Here is a 21,091-nt window from a genome sequence, read left to right as displayed (position 1 = left end):
GCCTTTGCTATTTGCTGCTGGCGGATTCAACCGTAGACATCCACCTGGCTGACACGGCCGGCGCGGCCGTCTTCAGTCAGGTAGACGCCGGAACGGCGGATGTCGGCTTGGGACTGATTGTCTGCGTTCTTGATGCTGAACGGGCTGTCCACGCTGGGCAGCAAAATGGCGCCGATGCCCAACTCCTTCAAGCCCATCAATTGATCCTTGTCGCCGTCTCGGCCGGACCAGAGCTTTAATTGAGCGAACGCAGCGTCGCCGTCATCAAGCACCCTGTCGCCATTGCCGTCCAATTTGGCCAGATCGGAAAAGCCGTTACCCGATTGAGTGCCGAACAACTCGCTGCCATCGTTGACCTTGCCGTCGCCATTGCGATCCAGAGTCAGCCAGCCGCCGTTGTTGATGAAGGGCAACTGGGTTTGCTTGCCGTTGCTTTGCAGGTCGAAGCTGACACTGGCGCCGCTGAAGCTGCCGGCATCGTTGCCCAGGCTCAACATTAAGGGGTCGGTGGCGTTGCCGTTGCCAAACTGAAGAGTGTTGCTGCTGTGGTACTCGAAGCTGCGGCTCATTTGTACGTCCAGCGCGAAGTTGAACTCGCGACCGTCCTGGGTCTTGATCGAACCCTTGGCCGAAAACGCCAGGCTTTCGCTTTCTTGGTAGTCGACGGTTTGCTTGAGCTCGCCGCCGACGAGCAGTTGCTGCGGCGCCGAGGACTGACCGGAACGCGCGGGGCGCGAGTCGGCCGCTGGCTGGTCTTTGCCGTCGTCTCTTTGCAAAGTGCCGTCAACCACTTTGAATTTGACGCCCAGCACTTTTTCCAGAATGTCCTTGATCAGCCCCAGCATCGGCGTCATGCCATCGGAGAATTCCTTGTTCTTGGCGCTAGCGTTGATGCCATCAGGACTCAGGCTGACGTCGGAGGAGGGTTTCGCAGGGGCGGAGGCGGGAGGGAGTTGTACCCAGGCGCGGCTTTGTTGTTGAACGGTGAGGCTTTGACTGAAACTGTATTGGCTGCTCATCGACAGCGCCATGGACGCGACTCGCATTGCAGGCTCCGGAACAGGAAGTGTAGGTGAACAGATATCGTCAATCCGGAGGGAAACTTGATGGCGTGGAAACACCTAGCCGGCGGCGGCCGGCCAGGCCGGAGCCTCAATTACGCGCAGGCTGAATACTGAGGGTTTCGATGTGGTCGATCTGCATGATCTCACGCGACAGGTCGACGACATTGATCAGGTCGCGCCGGTTTTGCGCTGAGACCAGAAAGCTCCATTCGGTGGCGTCCGGACCGGCGTTCAGCGCGATGCTGTCCTCGTGCAGACGCACGCCGAAGCGAAGCAGGCCTGCGCTCAGCGTTTGCACCGTCCACTGGTATTCCGGCTTGAAGCGGATGACGATGAACAGGCTGAAGCGGCGCGGCAGCCGGTTCTCCATTTGATTGATGGATAGCATGCACAGCACGCACAGCAGGGTGATGGCAATGGCGGCGGCGTAGAAGCCGACGCCGACTAGGATGCCTATCACCGAGGACATCCAGATTGAGGCGGCCGAGGTCAGGCCGCTGATGGTCAGGCCCTCCTTCATGATCATGCCGGCGCCAAGGAAACCGACGCCGGTTAATACGCCTTGGGCCACCCGGGTCATGTCGCCGTGGGTCATGTCGGGATAAAGGCCGCCGTACCAGTAGCCGGAATAACCGACGATGCTGATGGCCGCGGCCGAGGCCATCGACACCAGGCCGTAAGTGCGCATGCCGGCGGCGCGGCCGTTGAACCAGCGCTCGTAGCCCACCAGACAGCCCAGCAGCAGGCCGCCCAGCAGGTTCAGCGTGATTAGCAAATTGATTTCCCACTTGGGGGTGGACCAGTACTGACTGATCAGTTCGGCGAAGGAGATATCCATGCATGCTCCGTGGGCGCTTGGGCAGGAGTGCCGACGATAGCAAGTTGCGCCGGCGCGCGCCACTGTCGGCTCAGCGCGGCAGCCATTCGGCGGCGTGGCTGCCCAGCGGCATCGAGGACAGCGCCCAGTGCGCCGGCGTCAGGGAAAGCCGGGCCGCGTGGCGGACGGCGCGCAAGTTTCCAAAGCCCGACGCGTAGTCGTCCAGCCAGGGCGCAACTTGCTCCAGGCCGGGGTCCGCCGCCGCGCAAGCGGCTTGGTCGGCGCCGAGCTGGCGTAACCAGAGCCCGGTCCGCGCCAGCGAAACCTGCACCTGCCAGCTGCCGCCTTCCCGCATCTGACGGGCGAGCGCGGCGACGATGCCGAAGGCGAGCAGGTAGCCGGCGGCGTGGTCCAGCGCCTGGGCCGGCAAGGCGCGCGGCTGCTCGCCGCCGAATGCCGCGGCTTCCGCATGATTGAAGCCGCTGGCGGTCTGTACCAGCGAGTCGAAGCCGCGTCGTTCGGCCCAGGGACCGGCATGGCCGTAGGCGGACAGCGAGGCGTAGACGATGCCGGGCCGCAGGCGCGCGGCTTGTTCCGGGTCGAAGCCGAGCGCGTCGAGAGCGCCGGGCCGGTAGCCCTGAACAAAGACATCGGCCTCGGCCAGCAGGCGCCGCAGTCGTTCGCCGTCGGCGGCCTGGCGCAGATCAAGCTCAGCGTTGCGCTTGCCGCGGCCGGTATCGATGTCCAGCGGCGGGATGGACGGCAGCCGCGGCGAAGTGATGCGCAACACGTCGGTGCCGTGCGCGGCCAGGGTGCGGCCGCCCACCGGGCCGGCGATGATGCGGGTCAGATCCAGAACGCGCATGCCTTGCAAGGGGCGGGGCGCAAAGGGGCGGGCCAGCGGCGGCGCATCGCCTATCCGCCTTATGTCGAGCAAGGGCAGGGCGGCGACGGCCTGGCCCTGCGGATGCTGGTCCCATTCGTCAAAGCTGCGCATCGCCGTGGCTACCAAGCCGCGTTCGGCTACCGCCTGTTCAAACTCGAAAGCCCGCCAGCCTTGCAAGGCGGCGGCCACGCTGTCCTTGTCATGACAGCAGTCCAGCAAGCGCAGGATACCATCGCGATGATGAGGGAAATTCGTATGGATGCGCACCCAGCGGCCATCGCCGCAACGATAGGGGCCGGCAATGGCGTCCCATAGTTCAGGAGCCGGCGCGCCATCGACGCGCAGATAGCGTTCGCTGCGGAATTCGGCGGCGGCGTGAGCCAGGTCGACTGTGACGGTTTGAGCCGCGCCGCCGCGCAGACGCCAGAACTCCGCCGCCATCAGCGCGCTGGCGCCAATGCTGGCCTGGGCCAAGGCGCCGACGGCAAAGGAGGATGGCAGAGGCGGCGCGCCGGCGGGCAGCAGCGCGCGCTCCAGCGCGGAGGGATCAAGGGCGGCGGCGGCCCAAAGCTGGGCCAGGGCCTGCTGGCCGGTCAGTGCGGGCATGGGGCGTGTCGGGCAGTGGCTATGACTTTGAGCTTTCAACAGTTGGCGCGAGAGCGTCAAGCAATGTGATTTTTCACACTGACTGCGGATTTAAGTTTGCCGCGCGACGGCCGCCTTGTGAGGGTGACGGCAGCGATGCCGGACCAACCAACCTGACTTCTGGAGCACAAAGCTATGCTGAGCCTGCACACCAATATCGCCGCACTGAATACCAAGTCCAACCTGACCGGCACTCAAACCGCGCTGTCCACCTCGATGACCCGCCTGGGCACCGGCTTCCGCATCAACTCCGCGATGGACGACGCCGCGGGCCTGCAGATCGCTACCCGTCTGGACGCGCAAAGCCGCGGCATGCAAGTGGCGATGAAGAACGCGCAGAACGGCATCTCCATGCTGCAAACCGCCGAAGGCGCGCTGAACGAAGTGTCCAACATCTTGCAGCGCATGAAGGACCTGTCCACCGAAGGCGCCAACGCCACCTCCACCAAGGCCGACAAGAGCGCGATGCAGTCCGAATTCGCCGAACTGGGCAAGGAACTGACCAACATCATGAAGAACACCTCCTTCGGCGGCGAGAAACTGCTGCAAGGCGGCAAGCTGACCGATGAGATGAAGTTCCAGATCGGCGCGTCGGCCGACGAATCCATGACGGTGAACATGAAGGATGGCATGACCGCGCTTAACAACGCGCTGGGCAGCGTTTCCAAGACCTTCTTCAAGGATGACGCCGCCGGCACCGCCTACGCCGCCGCCGTCAAGACCGCTACCGATGCGATGCCGGCTCTGGTGACTGCGACTGACACCGCCAAAGCCGCTTACGACGCGGCTCCGACTGACGCGACCAAGAAAACGGCTTACGAAACTGCGCTGAAGGCTCAGCAAGACGGCCAAGCCGCTCTGGACAAAGCCGCCAAGGGCGATGAAATCGGCAAGACCGACACCATCAATACCATCCAGGCCGCTCTGGATTCGGTGGGTTCGGTTCGTTCCTCCCTGGGTGCCAACGCCAACCGTCTGGACCACGTGAACAACAACCTGGCCAACGTGAACAACAACACCCTGGCCGCCAAGGGTCGTATCATGGATACCGACTACGCCAACGAAAGCGCCAGCATGACCTCCAAGCAAATGCTGATGCAAGCCGGCACTTCCATGCTGAAGCAAAGCGGCAGCATGAGCAGCCTGGCCATGTCCCTGCTGCAGTAATCGCGACTCCGCGTCGATTATCCGGCGCGTATCCAAAGCCAGCTGCGTATGCGGCTGGCTTTTTTGCGTCATGTGAGCGGTTTTTTTGAAGGAGCAAGGCTATTTCAATCCGAGCGATCACGGCGGCGGCTCCGGTCACGCCGAGCGCGCCGATTTCGAACGGCGCGCAGCCGGGCGCGGAGCTTGCGCCGGGCCGGCAGTGGCAGGCGGTGCTAAGCCGAGCGGCTGACGGCCGGCCGCTGTTGAGCGGCGACGGCATCCAGCTGGCTTTGCCGTCCTGGCCGCAAGGCGCGGCGGAGTTGACGCCCGGCGCGGTGTTGAAAGTGCTGGTGCTGGCCACCCAGCCGCAGCTGAAGCTGTCGCTGCAGTTGGAGCGTCAGGGCGCGGCGCCTGAAGGCGAAACGCCGGCGCGCGCCTGGCAGTTGGAGCAGGCCGCCATGCCCAGGCTGGAGAGGCCGCAGCCGGCCGCTGCCGAGCTGGCCCAGGCCTGGAGGCAGGCTTTGCTGGGACGGCTGACGCAGGCGGCGGCGCAATTCCAGCAGGCAGGTGGCAGCCATTTGCCCGGAGCCTTGCTGCAACAATTGCCGGAGCTGGCCTTGGCCGGAGTGCGCAATGCCGCCGGCGAGCCGCCCCTGCCGCTGACGCTGCCGTTCTGGCTATGGGGCGGACCGGCGCTGACGCTGAGCGTGGAGGATGCGCTGGAGCGCGAGTCCGAGCCGGAGCTGGACGAATTGGACCTGCTGCTATGGCTGACGGTGCCGGGAATCGGCGCATTCTGCCTGCGCATCCGGCGCGTGGCGGCCGGGGTGGCGTTAGCCTTTGTGGCGGAGGGGGAGGTGTGTCGCGCCTTGCGTCGGCGTCTGCCGGAGATTGAAGCCGCGGCTGAGCGAGGGGGCGGCAAGCTAACCGCCTGCCTGATCGGCGAGAGCATGCCATGGAGCGGGTCGGCGATCAGCCGGCATGGCGCGACGGGTTTGCAGGCGCAGCGTCTGTCGCCGCTGCTGTTTGCCGTGGCGGCGGAAGTGGCGGGTCAATTGCTGGCGGGGAATGGCGTGCCGTTTTGACCCGGCTGTGGTCTATAGTGGGTCCATGTTGCGCCTTCTCATGCTGCTTCTGTGTCTGCTTAGCGTGGACTTCGCCGTCGGCGGCTCTACGGATGCCGGCGTTGACGCTCCACAAGCGAGGGAAAATCCGGCGCGGGAGTGGATCGAGTGGGATGGTCCGGTCAGCGGCCCGGCGGTAGAGCCTGGCCGCAGCGTCTGGTTTTTGGCCTCGGATCTGCGCAACGGCGGCGTGGTTGGGGTGTACCGGGGTCTGGCCGAGGCCGGACGTTTATTGGGCTGGCGCTTGACGCTGTTGGATGGTCAGGGGCAGCGGAGTTCGCTGCTCCAGTTTCTGGAAAGCGCGCAACGGGAACGGCCGGCCGCCGTGGCATTGGGGGGCTTCGACGCTCAGGAGTTTTTGCCGCAGATCCAACGCTTGCATGCGCAAGGCGTGATTGTGCTTGGCTGGCATGCCGGCGAGAAGCCCGGCCCCTTGCCCGGTGTGTTGTTCACCAATATCTCAACCAGCCCCTTGGCCGCGGCGCAAGCCGCCGCCGACTACATCGTGGCCAGCAGCCGCGGCCCGGTCGGGGTGGTGTTGTTCACCGATAGCCGTTTCGCCATCGCCACCGCCAAAACCAGGCAAGCGGTGAGGCAACTGCAAGCGTGCCAGCGCTGCAAGGTTTTGGCGGTGGAGGACATTTCGCTGGCCCAGGTCCAGCAGCTGCTGCCGGATAAAGTGGCGGAGCTGTATCAGCGCCACGGCAAGGCCTGGACCCACAGCATAGGCATCAACGACTTGTATTACGATTCCATCGGCCATCCGCTGGGGAAGCTTAACGCCTCTGTCGTGAATATCTCGTTGGGGGACGGCTCGCTGAGTGCGATGAGACGGATTCGAGCGGGCTTGATGCAGGAGGCGACCATTGCCGAACCCTTGCATCTGCATGGTTGGCAGATGGCCGACGAGCTGAACCGGGCCTTTGCCGGGCAGCCGCCCAGTCTTTACATCACCCAGCCGCATTTGCTGGTCAAACGGACGATACGCGATAGTTATCTGAGCATTGGCTACGACCCGGACAACGGTTACCGCCGCGCCTATGCGGCCATCTGGTTTCCGCGGCATTGATTTGCCGGGCATCGCATGTTTAACTGGCGCCAAGTCAATGCATTGTTATTTCCCATGGTTTCCTCGATTTCCACGCAAGTATTGGTCCACTTGGTCTTGGGCTCCTTGTTATTGCCGCCGCTGAACATGTTGCTGATGATGTCGCTAGGACTGTGGCTGCGTCGCCGCTGGCGGCGCTTGGGAGCCTGCCTGCTGATTTTGGGCATGGCCGGCCTGTACGCCTTGAGCACGCCGATAACCGCGATGTGGCTGAACCGCGGCCTGGAGCGTTATCCGGTGATCAGCGCCGAGCAACTGAACCGGGTGGAAGCTATTGTGGTGTTGTCCGGCGGCAAGAAGCCGGCGCCCGAGTACGGCGGGATGGAGCCCGGCGCGGATTCGTTGGCGCGGCTGCGTTACGCCGCGCGGTTGGCGCGTCAAAGCGGCAAGCCGATCCTGCTGACCGGCGGCGCGCCGATGGGCGGGGAAGCCGAGGCCGAGGTGATGGCTAGGGTTCTGCGCGAGGAGTACGGCATTGCCCCGCGTTGGGTGGAGGCGCGCTCCAACACCACGCTGGAAAACGCTCGATATTCCGCCGGCCTGTTGCATGCAGCCGGGATCAAGCGGATTGCGTTGGTCAGCCAGGGCTGGCATTTGCGCCGGGCCTTGCCGTTTTTCCAGCGCCAGGCTCTGGACGTGACGGCCGCCCCAACCGCCTTCATCCGTTACGATGGAGGCGGCGTGGCCTGGTTTCTGCCCAGCGGACGGTCGATGCAGGAATGTCGCGCCGCGCTGCGGGAGTGGCTGGGCATCTTGTTTTACCGGATGAAAGGAGAGTAGAGCGATGCCGGAACCATTCGCCGCGTCCCTATTCCCGGCCGGGAGACATAAGGTGGATCATCGCTTCTGGCGAGATGCGGCTTTGCCGCAGTTCGAGGCTCGCTCGGTGGCTGACGGCCGCCGCGTCTGTTACGCCAGACACGCGCACGAGACGTTTTCCATTGGCGTCATCACCGCGGGCGCCTGCGACTACTTCAACGGCAAAGTGCGCCGTAGCGAGCAAGGCTCCCTCGTGTTGATGAACCCGGGCGACACCCATGCCTGCAATCCCGTGGCGGCACAGGCCTGGTCCTATCGCATGTTGTATGTGGATGTAGCCTGGCTCGGGAGTCTGCAGCAAACTCTTGGCCTGGATCAGGGCGGCGGCTTTCGTCCTTTTGGCGACACGGAGAGCCAGGATCCGCGTTTGTTCGCCGGTTTCAACGCTTTGTTCGACTTGCTATGCGCGGAGGAACGGGAGCCTCTGGAGAAGGACACGGCGGCTACGGCCTTTTTCGGCGGCGCGCACCGAGTCTTGGGCTTGGCCGTAGAGCCGGCGGCGGAGTCGAGCCAGCGTTTGGCGCGCGCGGCGGAGTATATTGCAGCGCATTGCGACCAGGCTTTGCGCCTGGAGGATATCTGCGCCGCGGCCGATTTGTCGGCCTCTTATCTGATTCGCGCGTTCAAACGGCGTTACGGGGTCACGCCTCACGACTTTTTACTGAATCAGCGGGTGCAGATGGCGCGTCGGCTGGTGCGCGGCGGGCTGCCCTTGGCGCAAGTGGCGCAGGCCGCCGGTTTTTCCGACCAGGCCCATCTGCAGAAAATCTTCAAACAGTACGTTGCCGCCACGCCGGGGCAGTACCGCGCCGGCTCAGTTCAGCAAGCCCAGCGCGCTTAGCCCCAGCAATAAAGCCATTGTCAGGTTAAAGAGCCGAAGCCGCTTGGGCGACTCCAGCTTTTGCCCTAGCCAGGCTCCGGTCACCACCCAAGCTCCGACTGAGGCGTAGCAAATCAGAAAGTAGAGCCCGGCGAAGCGCCATAAGGCCGTCGCGTCTTGGCCGGAGGTGAAGGCCGCGCAGCCCGCCAGCGCCGCGATCCAGGCCTTGGGGTTCAGCCATTGAATCGCCGCGCCGCGCCACCAGCTTGGCCGGGCGCCGTTCTTGTCCATATCCAGCGAGCCGTCGCTGCGAGCCAATTGATACGCCATATAGAGCAAGAAGATCACGCCGGCCCATTGCAAAGCCTGGGTGAGCGCCGGCCATTGCCGCAAGGTCTGCTCCAGGCCCAGGCCGGTCAGCAATAGAAGCAGGGTGAAGCCGGCGGTGGCGCCGCCGACATGGCGCATGCCTGCGCGCGCGCCGTAGCGGGCGCCGCAACTGAGCGCGACGAGGTTGACCGGGCCCGGCGTGATGGAGGCGGCCAGCGCGAAGCTGGCCATGGCGAGAGTCTGATTCATGATATCTCCTGACGGTGGGCAGCGCGGCGGCCGGATATCCGCCTTTGGCTGTCCCGGACAAAGTAGCTGGGCCGGGGAGGGGCGTATTGTAGAAAATTGACCCGGTTGCCGGAGCGGTTTTAAAAATGCCTTTGACATTACGTGTTTGATGTAATACCAATCAAATACCAGCTTGCGCCCAGTCCGGCATCCCGCCGGCAGCGCGTGTTGTCGTATCGCAAAGGAGGATGCCGCATGTACTCGAAGGGGAAAGCCGTGCTGTTGGCGCCGGTATGCGCAATGGTGTTGGGCGCAGGGCCGGTCTTGGCCGCCGCGTGTCCGGATTGGAGAGAGGGCTCAACTTACCAGGCGGGCGATGTGGCGGCCTATGCGGCGGCCAATTACACAGCGCGCGCGGCGCATACCGCCTATGTGGGAGCCAATTGGAATCCGCCGTCCACGCCCGCGCTGTGGCAGGCCGGGGGAAGCTGCGGCGCGGCGCCGGAGCCGACTCCGTCCCCAGGGCCATCTCCATCCCCGGGCCCGTCCGCGCCGTTCGCCAAGCATGCGCTGGTCGGGTATTGGCACAATTTCGCCAATCCCAGCGGCGACACTTATCCGCTCAGCCAGGTTAGCGACGATTGGGATGTGATCGTCGTCGCCTTTGCCGACGATGCCGGCAACGGCAATCTCAGCTTCACGCTGGATCCCAAGGCCGGGTCCGAGGCGCAGTTCATCCAGGATGTTCGCGCCAAGCAGGCCAAAGGCAAGAAGGTGATGCTGTCGCTGGGCGGACAAAATGGCTCGGTCACGCTGAACACTTCGGCGCAGGCGCAGAATTTCGTCAATAGCCTCCACGCCATCATCGTCAAATACGGTTTCGATGGCATCGATCTGGATCTGGAAAGCGGGGTGTCGCAGGGCGCGCCCATCATCGGCAACTTGATCAGCGCCGTGAAACAGTTGAAAACCAAGGTGGGTGCGGGTTTCTACCTGTCTATGGCGCCGGAACATCCCTATGTTCAAGGCGGCTACGTAGCCTACGGCAGCATCTGGGGTGCTTATCTGCCCATCATTGACGCCTTGCGCGACGATTTGAGCGTGATTCATGTCCAGTACTACAACAACGGCGGGCTGAACACGCCGTATTCCACCGCCGCCTTGGCGGAAGGTAGCGTGGACATGCTGGTGGGAGGCAGTAAGATGTTGATTGAAGGCTTTCCCCTGGCTTACGGCGCTTCGGGTAGTTTCAAGGGCTTGAGGCCCGATCAAGTGGCTTTTGGCGTGCCTTCCGGACGTAGTTCCGCCAACTCTGGTTTTGTCAGCGCGGATACCGTCGTCAAATCACTGGATTGCCTGATGGCCTTGAAGAACTGCGGCGTAGTCAAACCAAATCAGGCCTACCCGACGTTCCGTGGGGTGATGAGCTGGTCGATCAATTGGGATCGCAAGGATGGCTTCCCATTCTCGCGGCCGGTGGCGGCGTCTCTGCGTGGTCGTAACTGAGGCGCAGAAAAAAACCGAGGCGCGACAGCGCCTCGATTTTTGATGGACTTGGGCCGGGCTTGAGAGCCTGTTCAAAGTCTTGGATCGAGAGGGTTGTTACAGCGCGGGCATCGCATAGCCTTCGATTTGGGCGGCGGCTACCAATTGGCCCAGATAGGCCTGCATTGCCTTGTTGCCGGCCATGTCGTTCAGATATTGCTGCAAGCGGTCCTTGATTTCCTCAAAGCTCACTTTGCCGCCTTCGTGGCGTTCCTGTACCTGGATGATGTGGTAGCCGAACTGGGTCTGCACCAGGTCCGGCGCGATCTGGCCGGCGTCGGTGCTGAATACCGCCTGTTCGAATTCCGGCACCATCTGGCCGCGGCCGAACTGGCCCAGGCTGCCGCCTTGTTGGCCGGACGGGCAAGTGGAGTGTTCGCGAGCCAGGTCGGAGAAACGGGCCGGGTTGGCTTTGATTTCCTCCAGTACGCCTTCCGCCTTGGCCTTGGCCAGGCTGCCGGCCAGGCCTTCGCCCAGCGGGAACAGAATGTGGCTGGCCACGGCGGATTCGCCGCTGCTGAAACGCTCGGGGTATTGATTGTAGAACGCCAGGCATGCCGCTTCGTCGACAGCGTCAACCTGCAGCTCCTGTTCCAGCAAGGCGCCGATGGCGGTGCCTTGGTCGGTGGTGTCGATGCCGATGGACTTGGCTTTCTGCAGCAGCAGTTCGCGCAGGATCAGCTCCTGAACGGCGGCATCGTGCGGGTTCGGCGCGTCAGCGTAGTGGGCTTGTTCCGCTTGCACCATGTCTTCGGTGATTTCGATGCCGTTGACTCGAATGGTCATGGAGGTTTCCTGTGATAGTGAACGAGGGGGCGCCCAAAGGCGGAAAATTTGCGATTAGAAAAGCGTTCGCCGCGCTTGTCAAGAAAGGCTGCGGGCCGCCTTCAGGGCTTTGGAATAAAACACGAAAATTTTAAGAATAATCTTATATTTGCCCGGCGGCGTAGCCGCTAGTATACAAGCCATGCAGCTTCAAGGCTGGCATGAAGATTCGGCAGGCGGGTTTTACTGATTACTTCAAGCCGCTTGTAGGGCCTTTGATTGAGTTTGCGTTGTGTAGACGTCGTCCGTCTGTGCTTTAGTTTTGACGCGCCAAGTTTGTATTTGGACACTTTGTGAATTGAGATCCCCGTTTGGGCCGCCTTTGTGCGGCCTCTTTTTTTGCTTCGCTTCCGGAATTTTATCACGAAAGTATAGGAGCGGCGGTTCGCTCAGCCATGGCTGGAAGGTAAAAAAAGAGCCCCGGTAAGGGGGCTCTGAATTGCACCTTCGCTCAGGTGATCTACGCAGCTGCCGGAGGGCGTGTATCCACAGCGAACAGCGCTTCGATCGTATCAAACCGCCCTCGGGGGAGAGCGAATTCGATGGAGCCAGTATGCGCCTGCCGGAACGGGTCAAATAGAGTGATTATTGGGGGCTTGTGTGACGGGCTGTGATGAAATCGGGGTAGGCTTAACATTTGCGCAATGAATTTGCGCGTTTGTATTGACGCAGGGCCGCGGCGCATAAAAAAAGAGCCCCGGATGGGGCCCCAATTTGCACCTTCGCTCAGGAGACCAACGCGCTGGCCAGAAGGGGTAGGTAATTTCCAACAGAACCCGCGCGTTGATCATGCCAGATCAGGACTCTCGCGAGCCCTGGCTGCTGACGGAAACCAGTATGCCGTTTTGTTTCGAAGGCGGATATTTGGATTTGTTGTGTTTTATGTGACGCTATGTGACCCGGAAGGGATTGGCCGTTATCATGACGCAGTGCAAACAATCATGGCGCGCCGGCCGTGAACGGCGCTTGATGGACGCCGCGCCGGCCCGTCTTTCAAGGGGAACAGCGTGGACAAGCATTACCCGGTAATCGACACTCGCAGCATCGTGATGCGCTGGGGCGATATGGATGCCGTCGGGCATCTGAACAATACCTATTATTTCCGTTATCTGGAACAGATCCGCCTGGATTGGCTGGAGAGCCTAGGGCACGGGATCGATCCTTCCGGCTGCGGGCCGGTGCTGGCGGGGACTTCCTGCGTGTTTCGCAAAGAGATCACTTATCCGGCGACGCTCGACATTACCATTGAATTGGAAAAGCTGGGACGTAGCAGTTTGAAGCTGCGCCATCATTTTTATCGGCGTGACGATCCCGGCGTAGTGTACGCCAGCGGCGAGGTAACCTTGGTGTGGGTGGACTACCAGGCGGGCAAGTCGGTCTCCATTCCCGACGACATCCGCGAAGCGGTGGAGACGGCGGCCAAATCCGCCGTCTGAGACCCTGTTCAAAGTCTCGCGAGCAAGGTGAGACAAGGCGAAAACGAGCGAAAAAGCGGAGTGTACGAGGGATACATGAGCATTTTGAGCTTGTACTCCCCGTGCAACGCTCTACGAAGCGCAGCAGACTTTGAACAAGCTCTGAGACTCCCGCCGCTATTCTTGGCCCCCGGCACTCTGATGCGTCGGGGGCTTTTGCCTGGTGACCCGCGTCAGCCCTGCTGGGAGACTTTGTTGCGCATCAGGTCGCGGATCAGGAATCGGCTGGGGTGGGTGGCCTGCATCAGACTGCGGGCCACCGGGGCGGGTTCGTCCTCCAGCAGGGCGGCGAGGATTTCGCCGGACAGCGGCGCGGTGATCATGCCGCGCGAACCATGGGCGGTATTGACGTAGAGACCGTCTATCCAGGGCGCTGATGCGCTGAGTTTCAGCGAGGCGTCCTTGCTCAGCGGCAGATAGGCGTCGATCAGGCTTTGCGCGTGGGCGACGGGGCCGACGATGGGCAGGTAGTCCGGGCTGGTGCAGCGCAGCGCGGCGCGCCCGGCCAGGGCTTTGTCCAGCAGGCCTTCTCCGCCCAAAGCCTGGTACAGGCTGGGCGCTAGCCCCGCCAGCATTTGCAGATTTTCCTGATGCTCGAACAGATTGACGCCGAGATCTTCGGTATTGAATTTGAAGGTGGCGCCCAGGCAGTGCTCGCCAAATCGGGCCGGGGAAATATAGCCCTCGCCGCACAGTACGGTGCGCAGCGCTTCGCTGTGTTCGGTTGCGCGCGCCACAGTGACTTGGCCGCGAATCTTTTTCAAGGGCAGGTGCTGGGTGGCGTCGAAGGAGCCGGTTTCCGCCGCACCGGCCAGAATGACCACGGAGCCGATGGCCACGGAGCCTTCATCGCCGATGGCGACCCAGCTTTTGTCCAATGGGTTGTAATCCAGCTCCACGATGGTGCGGCTGGTGCGAACCTGGATATTGGGATGATCCACCAGTTTGCGGACCAGAGCGGGCGGGTTGACCCAGCCGCCCTCCGGAAAGAACAGGCCGCCGTGCTGCAGTTCGACGCCGGCCAGCTCGCTGGCCTCGCTGGCGTCGACCGGGCGCAGGAAATCGGCGCCAAAACCGGCTGAGGCCAGGCCTTGCTGGCGTTCCGCCTCGGCCGCGTCATAGGCCAATTGCAATACGCCGCATCCGCGCCAGTTCGCGTCGTCTTCCGGCAACTGGGTTTTCAGCGTGCGGAGACTGTAGCCGTAGCCGGACAGGATCAGGCGGGTCAGCGGGGTGAAGTGTGGAGACAGCTTGGTGTACAGCACGCCTTGCGGGTTGCCGGAGGCGCCGCGGGCCAGTTCGGGCAGGCGTTCCACCACGGTGACTTGCCAGCCGCGGCAAGCCAGGCTGTAGGCGCTGGCGGCCCCGGCGATGCCGCCGCCGATGACAATGGCGCTGCGTTCGCCATGACGCCGCGCCGGGCGCGCGAACCACGGCGGCGACCACTCTCCGGCGGGCAGGGTTTGCAAATGACCGTGGCTCATTTCCCGCTTATGGCCGAAACCGGCGGTTTTGCTGACGGCGAAGCCGGCTTCGCTCAAACCGCGGCGCACAAAACCTGCGCTGGTGAATGTGGCGAAGGTGGCGCCGGGCGCCGAGAGCCGCGCCATGGCCTGGAACAGCTCCGCTTGCCACATGTCCGGGTTTTTGGACGGAGCGAAGCCATCAAGGAACCAGGCGTCGACGCGAGCGTCCACCTCCGGCAGCACTTCCAGAACGTCGCCGATCAGCAAGGTCAGCGTGACGCGTCCCTGATTCAGCAGCAGGCGGTGCCAGCCAGGGGGCAGGGCCTGGTATTGGGCCAGCAATTGTTGGGCCAGGCCGGCGAGCTGGGGCCAGAGCGCCAGCGCCTGGGTCAGATCGCGCGGGGTCAGTGGAAATTTCTCCGCGCTGATGAAGTGCAGGCGTGTGTCGACCGGCGCGTATTGCAGGAAACATTCCCACGCGCACAAGAAATTCAGTCCGGTGCCGAAGCCGGTTTCCGCAATGGTGAAGTGGCCGCCGGAGGGCAGTTCGGCGAAACGTTCGACCAAGCGGTTGTGCCGCAGGAAAACATGGCGGGTTTCGTCCAGGCCGGAGGCGCGGGAGAAATAGACATCGCCGAATGCGAGGGAAACCGGTTGACCGTCTTGCCAGTCAAGTTGAGCGTGTGGGGTCATGCGCGCGGAGTCGGGGCGCGGCGCGGCGCCGCTGATGAATTAGGATGTTCTGATGATACCGTAGTTTCGCGCTGCGATCAGCGCTGCTCCTCGAGACAGCGGCTGAGCCGGCTCTCAGAGCCTGTTCAAAGCCTGCTGCGCTTCGTGGAGCGTTGTGCCTCAGGCGATGCGAGAGGCGGCCAGATCCAGCCGTTCCGGTGCCAGGCTGTCCAGCCGTAGAGGCGCGGCTTCGGCTAACTGAGGGTAATGCTTACCCAGCGAACGGTAGTAGAGCGGATCGTAATGCTTGGCCAGCAAGTCCGCTACCAGCGCGTCAAAGCGGCCGGCGCGGATCATCTGGTTCCAGGCGTCCATTTGCTCTCCTGAGTGCAAGCCCTTCAAAAATCCCAACTGGCGGATCAAGGCCTCGGGGTCTTGCAGATAGAAGGCGTAATCCTCAAGCAGAAAGCGCACGCGTTCGGCCAAGGGCACGTCGATCAGCAGGCAGTCGCCTTGGTGCATTTGACGGTACAGCGCGTCGGGCAGGGTGACGAAGCCCACTTTTTTGCTTTCCGACTCGATGAAGACGGGTCGCATGGGGTCCAGGCCGCGAATCTGTTGCAGCAGCAAGGTGTCGAACCACTTTTGCGGCGGCTGCGGCAAGTCCGGCAGGCGGCCGAGCACCGAGCCGCGGTGATTGGCCAGCTGTTCCAGGTCCAACACTTGATGGCCGGCGCGCGCCAAAGCATGCAGCAAGCGGCTTTTACCGGAGCCGGTGGGGCCGCAGATCACGCGCAGCTTGAGCTGGCACGGCAGCTCATCCAGCCATTGCAGCGCTTGGCGACGGTAGGCTTTGTAGCCGCCCTCCAACTGATGCGCTGGCCAGCCTATCTGTGCGAAGATCAGCGTCATGGAGCCGGAGCGCTGGCCGCCGCGCCAGCAGCAAATCAGCGGGCGCCAGGATTTGGGGCGATCGGCGAAGCGTTCTTCGATGTGTCGGGCGATATTCTTGGCGGCCAGCGCCGCGCCGACTTTGCGCGCTTCGAATGGAGAAACTTGTTTGTACAGCGTGCCGACGCGAATCCGCTCATCGTTGTCCAGAACCGGGCAGTTAATGGCGCCGGGAATATGATCCTCGGCAAATTCTGCCGGGGAGCGGACGTCGATGATCTCGTCAAACTGTCCAAGCTGTGATACGTTCGCGACCTTGAAAAGCATAAATATGGCGGAGTCCGCAAATGGCTGAAATCAAATTGACGCAATTGTCTCACGGCGGCGGCTGCGGCTGCAAAATTGCCCCGGCGGTGCTGGAGTCCATTTTGTCGACGGCCAAGGAAAAAATGGCCTTTCCCAATCTCTTGGTGGGGGCGGAAACCAGCGACGACGCCGCGGTGTATCAATTGAACGCCTCGCAGGCGATCGTGGCGACCACCGATTTCTTCATGCCCATCGTAGACGATGCTTATGACTTTGGCCGCATCGCCGCCACTAACGCGCTTTCAGATATTTACGCGATGGGAGCGACTCCCATCATGGCGCTGGCCATTGTCGGCATGCCGGTGAAGGTGTTGCCGGTGGAGACCATCCGCGACATCCTTTCGGGCGGCGAATCGGTATGTCATGCCGCCGGCATTCCGCTCGCAGGCGGTCATTCCATCGATTCCCCCGAGCCTATTTACGGGCTGGTCGCTTTGGGCGTGGTGCATCCTGACCAGCTCAAGCGCAACAGCGAGGCGCAAGATGGCGACGTGCTGATTCTGGGCAAGGGCCTGGGCGTTGGCGTGCTGGCGCAGGCGATGAAAAAAGGGGAGTTGGACGACAAGGGCTACCAGGCCTTGATCGCCTCCACCACTAAGTTGAACACCGTGGGAGCGGAGTTGGCGGCCATGGACGGGGTGCATGCGCTGACCGACGTGACCGGCTTCGGCCTGCTCGGCCACGCCTTGGAAGTATGCAAGGGCGCGAAGTTGGCGGCGCACATCGATATGACCGACGTGCCGGTGATCGAGGAGGCCCGCGTTTTTGCGGAGCAAGGCTGCGGTCCTGGGGCGATTGAGCGCAACCTGGCCAGTTTCGGCGAGCACGTTGACTTTGGCGCGGATCTGCCGGAGTGGCAACTGCGCCTGCTGGCCGATCCGCAGACCAGCGGCGGCTTGCTGGCCGCGGTAGCGCCGGAGCAGGCGGACGAGGTTTTAGCGCGTTTCCAACGCGCCGGCTTTGGCTATGCCGCCAAGATCGGCAGGCTGGCAGCGGGCGAGGCTCGCGTCATCGTCCGCTGAGCGGCGCGAGATGAACGACGAAAAGTCGAAGAGACCGTCGTTGGTTGCCCGCGACCGGCCTTTGTCGGAACTGGCCCGGCTTGCGCCGGACCGGGTAAGCGCCGCGCGCGGCCCCGCCGCCGGCGACACTCATGTTTCGTGGTTCGACGGCAGTGTAGCGGCGGGCTTTCCGTCGCCGGCCGACGACTATCTTGAGCGTTCGCTCAATCTCAACGACTTTCTGATCCAGCATCCGGACACCAGTTTCTTTGTGCGCGTTGCCGGCGACGCCATGGCCGGGGCCGGCATTTTCGACGGTGACCTGTTGATCGTTGATCGCCTGCCGCCGCCGCGCCACAACGATGTGGTTGTGGCGGTGGTGGGCGACGAGTTTCTGGTGCGTCGGCTGCATCTGAGCCCAGCTCATGCCTGCTTGCGCGCCGCGCAAGCAGGCTGCGTGGATTTGCCGGTGGAGACCGGCGTCGAGATCTGGGGCGTGGTTAGCGCGGTGGTGCGCTCGCTGCGCTAGCGCTTGCCTTTAAAAGGTCCAGCGTAGATTGAAGGTGGTGACGGCGACTCGCGTTTTGTGCGGCGTATAGTCCATCTTGGGCGCGTAACCCACTTCCAGCGCCAGCTTGCGTGTGCCGATGCTCAGCATGGGATAGGCGACCACCTGCTTGACGCCGGAGCCGTCCAGATAACCGAGCAACAGGGTGGTGCCGGCGTAGAGCGGGCTGGAGCCCAACTGCCATTCCTTGCGCCAGCCGCCGGCGACGAACCAGGCCGTTTCGCGGAAGGAGTCGCGATAAGAGCCGATGCGGCTTATCCAGCGTCCATCCGCGTCGTTGCCCAGCGGCGCCCATTCCAGCCCCAAGCCGGGGTTTTCACCGTTGAAGTCGCAATGTTTTCCGCTGCATTGACTGTGTATGGATGCGCCGAACACCAGCAAGGAGATGTCGTTGTCGGCGTGGGCCAGGGAACAGGCTGCGCATAGGAGGCCGGCGCTCAGGAGTTGTTTCATGGTGATGCCCCTTTTAAGATTCGGTAAGCGATTTCATCAGGCGGGCGGCTCAAGACTTGGGGCCCTTTGTCAGGGCCTGGTCCAATGCCACTCTTGATTTAATGCATAGATTAAGTTTTTCGGCAATGCCATGTGGAAGTGGCATCAAGTGTGAAATTGAGTTCAAGATCGACAATAGAGAGGCTTGAAAAGCAACTGGCCATGCCCAAATAGTGCATATCAATGTTCCGAAGGAGCCACTCCATGCGATTCGACAAGCTGACCACCAAGTTCCAGCAGGCGCTGGGGGATGCCCAGAGCCTGGCCCTGTCTCAAGACCATGCTTATATCGAGCCGCAGCATTTGCTGCTGGCCATGCTTGACGACGCCGACGGCGGCATTGCCGGCCTGCTGGCGCGCGCCGGGGTCAATGTGCCCGGCCTGAAGGGCGCGCTAAACCAATCTTTACAGCGTTTGCCGCGGGTGCAGGGCAACGGCGGCGAGATCACCGTGTCGCGCGATTTGGCCAATCTGTTGAACCTGAGCGATAAGGCCGCGATGAAGCTGGGCGACGAGTTCATCGCCAGCGAGCTGTTCCTGTCCGCGTTGAGCCAGGACAAGGGCGAGGCCGCTCGGCTGTTGAAAGAGCATGGCGGCCAGCCAGCGGCGATTCAGGCTGCGATTGATGCGGTGCGCGGCGGCGAAAACGTCTCCAGCCAGGATGCGGAGAGCCAGCGCGAAGCCTTGAAAAAGTACACTCAGGATCTGACCGAACGCGCGCGTCAGGGCAAGCTGGACCCGGTGATCGGCCGTGACGACGAAATCCGCCGCGCGATCCAGGTTTTGCAGCGGCGCACCAAGAACAACCCGGTGTTGATCGGGGAACCCGGCGTCGGCAAGACCGCCATCGTCGAAGGTCTGGCTCAGCGCATCGTTAACGGCGAAGTGCCGGAAAGCCTGAAAAACAAGCGCCTGCTGGTGCTGGATCTGGCCGCGCTGATCGCCGGCGCCAAGTTCCGTGGCGAGTTTGAGGAGCGGCTGAAAGCGGTATTGAATGATCTGTCCAAGGACGATGGCCAGACCCTGATCTTCATCGACGAGATCCACACTCTGGTGGGCGCGGGCAAGGCCGACGGCGCGATGGACGCGGGCAATATGCTGAAGCCGGCGCTGGCGCGCGGCGAACTGCACTGCATCGGTGCCACCACGCTGGACGAGTATCGTCGTTACATTGAAAAGGATGCGGCGCTGGAGCGCCGCTTCCAGAAAGTGCTGGTCGGCGAGCCGTCGGTGGAGGATACCATCGCCATTCTCCGCGGCTTGCAGGAAAAATATGAGATCCATCACGGCGTGGACATCACCGACCCGGCCATTGTCGCCGCTGCGGAGCTGTCGCAGCGCTATATCACCGATCGTTTCCTGCCTGACAAGGCCATCGACCTGATCGACGAGGCCGCCAGCCGCATCAAGATGGAACTGGATTCAAAGCCGGAGGAAATGGACCGGCTGGACCGCCGGCTGATTCAATTGAAGATCGAGCGGGAGGCGGTGAACAAGGAAAGCGACGAAGCCTCGCAAAAGCGGCTGAAGTTGATTGAGGACGAGATCGCCGAGTTGTCGCGCGCTTATGCGGATCTGGACGAAATCTGGAAGGCGGAAAAGGCCGCGCAGCAGGGTTCGCAGAGCATCAAGGAGGAAATCGAGCGACTGAAGGTGGAGATGGAGGATCTGAAGCGCAAGGGCGATTGGCAGAGGCTGGCGGAGCTGCAGTACGGCAAGCTGCCGCAGCTGGAAGCGCGGCTGAAGGACGCGGAGGCCGCCGGCGTCGGCGAGCAGGCCAAGCCCAATCGCTTGCTGCGCACCCAGGTGGGGGCGGAGGAGATCGCGGAAGTGGTCAGCCGCGCCACCGGCATTCCCGTGTCCAAGATGCTGGAAGGCGAGCGTGACAAGCTGCTGCGCATGGAGGACGTGCTGCATCAGCGCGTGGTGGGACAGGACGAAGCGGTCAGCGCGGTGGCCGACGCCATCCGCCGCTCCCGTTCCGGTCTGGCCGACCCCAACAAGCCTTACGGCTCCTTCCTGTTCCTGGGGCCGACCGGCGTGGGCAAGACCGAGCTGTGCAAGGCATTGGCCGGGTTCATGTTCGACAGCGAAGACCACCTGATCCGCATCGACATGTCCGAGTACATGGAGAAGCATTCGGTGGCGCGGCTGATCGGCGCGCCGCCGGGTTATGTCGGCTACGAGGAGGGCGGCTATCTGACCGAGCAGGTGCGCCGCAAGCCGTATAGCGTGATCCTGCTGGACGAGGTGGAGAAAGCGCACCCTGACGTGTTCAACATTCTGCTGCAAGTGCTGGACGACGGCCGCTTGACCGACGGCCAGGGCCGTACCGTGGATTTCAAGAACACGGTGGTGGTGATGACGTCCAATATCGGCAGCCAGCAGATACAGGCAATGGACACCGATGATTATCAGGTAATCAAGCTGGCGGTGATGGCGGAGGTGAAAACCCAGTTCCGGCCCGAGTTCATCAACCGCATCGACGAGGTGGTGGTGTTCCACGGCCTGGGTGAGCAGCACATCAAGTCCATTGCCCGCATCCAGCTTAAGAGCCTGGAAGGCCGTCTGGCCAAGCTGGATCTGGATTTGCAGATCAGCGAGGAGGCGTTGACGCTGTTGTCCGAAGCCGGCTTCGATCCGGTCTACGGCGCGCGGCCTTTGAAGCGGGCGATCCAGTCCGAGTTGGAGAATCCGCTGGCCAAAGCGATTCTGGCCGGCGAGTACCCGCCGAAATCCACCATTATGGTGGAGGCGCAGGACGGCCATCTGAGTTTTGCCTGAACTTGGGTCCGCTCGTAAA

The 21,091-nt window shown here is 62.6% G+C and carries 18 protein-coding genes; 10 read left to right on the top strand and 8 right to left on the bottom strand.

The window, feature by feature from the left end; genetic code table 11:
* Positions 1 to 26: 26 nt before the first annotated feature.
* The 3 genes from GYH29_RS13635 to GYH29_RS13625 form a co-directional block, all read right to left on the bottom strand.
* Positions 27 to 1,046 carry a hypothetical protein gene (locus tag GYH29_RS13635; protein ID WP_146176133.1) on the bottom strand — a complete coding sequence of 340 codons (1,020 nt, stop codon included), beginning with the start codon at positions 1,044 to 1,046 and terminating at the stop codon, positions 27 to 29.
* Positions 1,047 to 1,152: 106 nt separating this feature from the next.
* Positions 1,153 to 1,902, bottom strand: a complete 750-nt coding sequence (locus tag GYH29_RS13630) for an MgtC/SapB family protein (protein WP_043593006.1) — start codon at positions 1,900 to 1,902, stop codon at positions 1,153 to 1,155.
* A 70-nt stretch (positions 1,903 to 1,972) separates the two neighbouring features.
* Positions 1,973 to 3,373, bottom strand: a complete 1,401-nt coding sequence (locus tag GYH29_RS13625; RefSeq protein WP_161523967.1) for a CoA transferase — start codon at positions 3,371 to 3,373, stop codon at positions 1,973 to 1,975.
* Positions 3,374 to 3,547: 174 nt separating this feature from the next.
* On the opposite strand from GYH29_RS13625, the gene GYH29_RS13620 reads away from it, so the two are divergent.
* From GYH29_RS13620 to GYH29_RS13600, 5 genes are all read left to right on the top strand, one after another.
* Positions 3,548 to 4,579, top strand: a complete 1,032-nt coding sequence (locus tag GYH29_RS13620; protein ID WP_081574969.1) for a flagellin N-terminal helical domain-containing protein — start codon at positions 3,548 to 3,550, stop codon at positions 4,577 to 4,579.
* 209 nt (positions 4,580 to 4,788) lie between these two features.
* On the top strand, positions 4,789 to 5,643 hold the full coding sequence (locus tag GYH29_RS13615; RefSeq protein ID WP_081574970.1) for a hypothetical protein: 855 nt from the start codon (positions 4,789 to 4,791) through the stop codon (positions 5,641 to 5,643).
* 25 nt (positions 5,644 to 5,668) lie between these two features.
* Positions 5,669 to 6,751 carry a substrate-binding domain-containing protein gene (locus GYH29_RS13610; RefSeq protein ID WP_039756630.1) on the top strand — a complete coding sequence of 361 codons (1,083 nt, stop codon included), beginning with the start codon at positions 5,669 to 5,671 and terminating at the stop codon, positions 6,749 to 6,751.
* A 54-nt stretch (positions 6,752 to 6,805) separates the two neighbouring features.
* Entirely contained in the window at positions 6,806 to 7,570 is a 765-nt protein-coding gene (locus GYH29_RS13605; protein ID WP_019104194.1) for a YdcF family protein, read from the top strand.
* A 4-nt stretch (positions 7,571 to 7,574) separates the two neighbouring features.
* A complete protein-coding gene (locus GYH29_RS13600; protein ID WP_081574971.1) occupies positions 7,575 to 8,450 on the top strand; it encodes an AraC family transcriptional regulator in 876 nt (291 codons plus the stop codon).
* Here GYH29_RS13600 and GYH29_RS13595 read toward each other — a convergent pair.
* Positions 8,424 to 9,008: a LysE family translocator gene (locus tag GYH29_RS13595; protein ID WP_107732559.1), complete on the bottom strand. Its 585-nt coding sequence runs from the start codon at positions 9,006 to 9,008 to the stop codon at positions 8,424 to 8,426. The genes GYH29_RS13600 and GYH29_RS13595 overlap by 27 nt on opposite strands.
* 234 nt (positions 9,009 to 9,242) lie before the next feature.
* Between GYH29_RS13595 and GYH29_RS13590 the strand changes: the two genes are divergently transcribed.
* Positions 9,243 to 10,493, top strand: a complete 1,251-nt coding sequence (locus GYH29_RS13590; protein ID WP_161523966.1) for a chitinase — start codon at positions 9,243 to 9,245, stop codon at positions 10,491 to 10,493.
* Between the two features lie 96 nt (positions 10,494 to 10,589).
* Here the strand turns inward: GYH29_RS13590 and GYH29_RS13585 are convergent, their stop codons facing one another.
* Entirely contained in the window at positions 10,590 to 11,318 is a 729-nt protein-coding gene (locus tag GYH29_RS13585; protein WP_019104190.1) for a peptidylprolyl isomerase, read from the bottom strand.
* Between the two features lie 1,046 nt (positions 11,319 to 12,364).
* On the opposite strand from GYH29_RS13585, the gene GYH29_RS13580 reads away from it, so the two are divergent.
* Positions 12,365 to 12,793 carry an acyl-CoA thioesterase gene (locus tag GYH29_RS13580; RefSeq protein WP_019104189.1) on the top strand — a complete coding sequence of 143 codons (429 nt, stop codon included), beginning with the start codon at positions 12,365 to 12,367 and terminating at the stop codon, positions 12,791 to 12,793.
* Positions 12,794 to 13,005: 212 nt separating this feature from the next.
* Here GYH29_RS13580 and mnmC read toward each other — a convergent pair whose 3' ends face one another.
* Both mnmC and mnmH read right to left on the bottom strand, forming a co-directional pair.
* Positions 13,006 to 14,991 (bottom strand): bifunctional tRNA (5-methylaminomethyl-2-thiouridine)(34)-methyltransferase MnmD/FAD-dependent 5-carboxymethylaminomethyl-2-thiouridine(34) oxidoreductase MnmC, encoded by a 1,986-nt coding sequence (gene mnmC, locus GYH29_RS13575; protein WP_019104188.1) that lies wholly within the window; start codon positions 14,989 to 14,991, stop codon positions 13,006 to 13,008.
* 159 nt (positions 14,992 to 15,150) lie between these two features.
* A complete protein-coding gene (gene mnmH, locus GYH29_RS13570; RefSeq protein WP_019104187.1) occupies positions 15,151 to 16,188 on the bottom strand; it encodes a tRNA 2-selenouridine(34) synthase MnmH in 1,038 nt (345 codons plus the stop codon).
* A 20-nt stretch (positions 16,189 to 16,208) separates the two neighbouring features.
* Here mnmH and selD point away from each other — a divergent pair, with 20 nt between their 5' ends.
* Both selD and GYH29_RS13560 read left to right on the top strand, forming a co-directional pair.
* Positions 16,209 to 17,249, top strand: coding sequence for a selenide, water dikinase SelD (selD, locus tag GYH29_RS13565; protein WP_052052178.1), 1,041 nt, complete (start codon positions 16,209 to 16,211; stop codon positions 17,247 to 17,249).
* Between the two features lie 10 nt (positions 17,250 to 17,259).
* Positions 17,260 to 17,757 (top strand): LexA family protein, encoded by a 498-nt coding sequence (locus GYH29_RS13560; RefSeq protein WP_107732556.1) that lies wholly within the window; start codon positions 17,260 to 17,262, stop codon positions 17,755 to 17,757.
* Positions 17,758 to 17,766: 9 nt separating this feature from the next.
* Here the strand turns inward: GYH29_RS13560 and GYH29_RS13555 are convergent, their stop codons facing one another.
* Entirely contained in the window at positions 17,767 to 18,249 is a 483-nt protein-coding gene (locus tag GYH29_RS13555) for a hypothetical protein (RefSeq protein WP_107732555.1), read from the bottom strand.
* A gap of 243 nt (positions 18,250 to 18,492) precedes the next feature.
* Between GYH29_RS13555 and clpB the strand changes: the two genes are divergently transcribed.
* A complete protein-coding gene (gene clpB / locus GYH29_RS13550; protein ID WP_161523965.1) occupies positions 18,493 to 21,072 on the top strand; it encodes an ATP-dependent chaperone ClpB in 2,580 nt (859 codons plus the stop codon).
* The last annotated feature ends 19 nt before the right edge of the window (positions 21,073 to 21,091 follow it).

Origin of the sequence: Chromobacterium haemolyticum, assembly GCF_009936155.1 — a bacterium.
Lineage (GTDB): Bacteria > Pseudomonadota > Gammaproteobacteria > Burkholderiales > Chromobacteriaceae > Chromobacterium > Chromobacterium haemolyticum.
The sequence above is the reverse complement of the archived record's forward strand: the minus strand, read 5'-3'. Positions and strand labels throughout refer to the sequence as shown.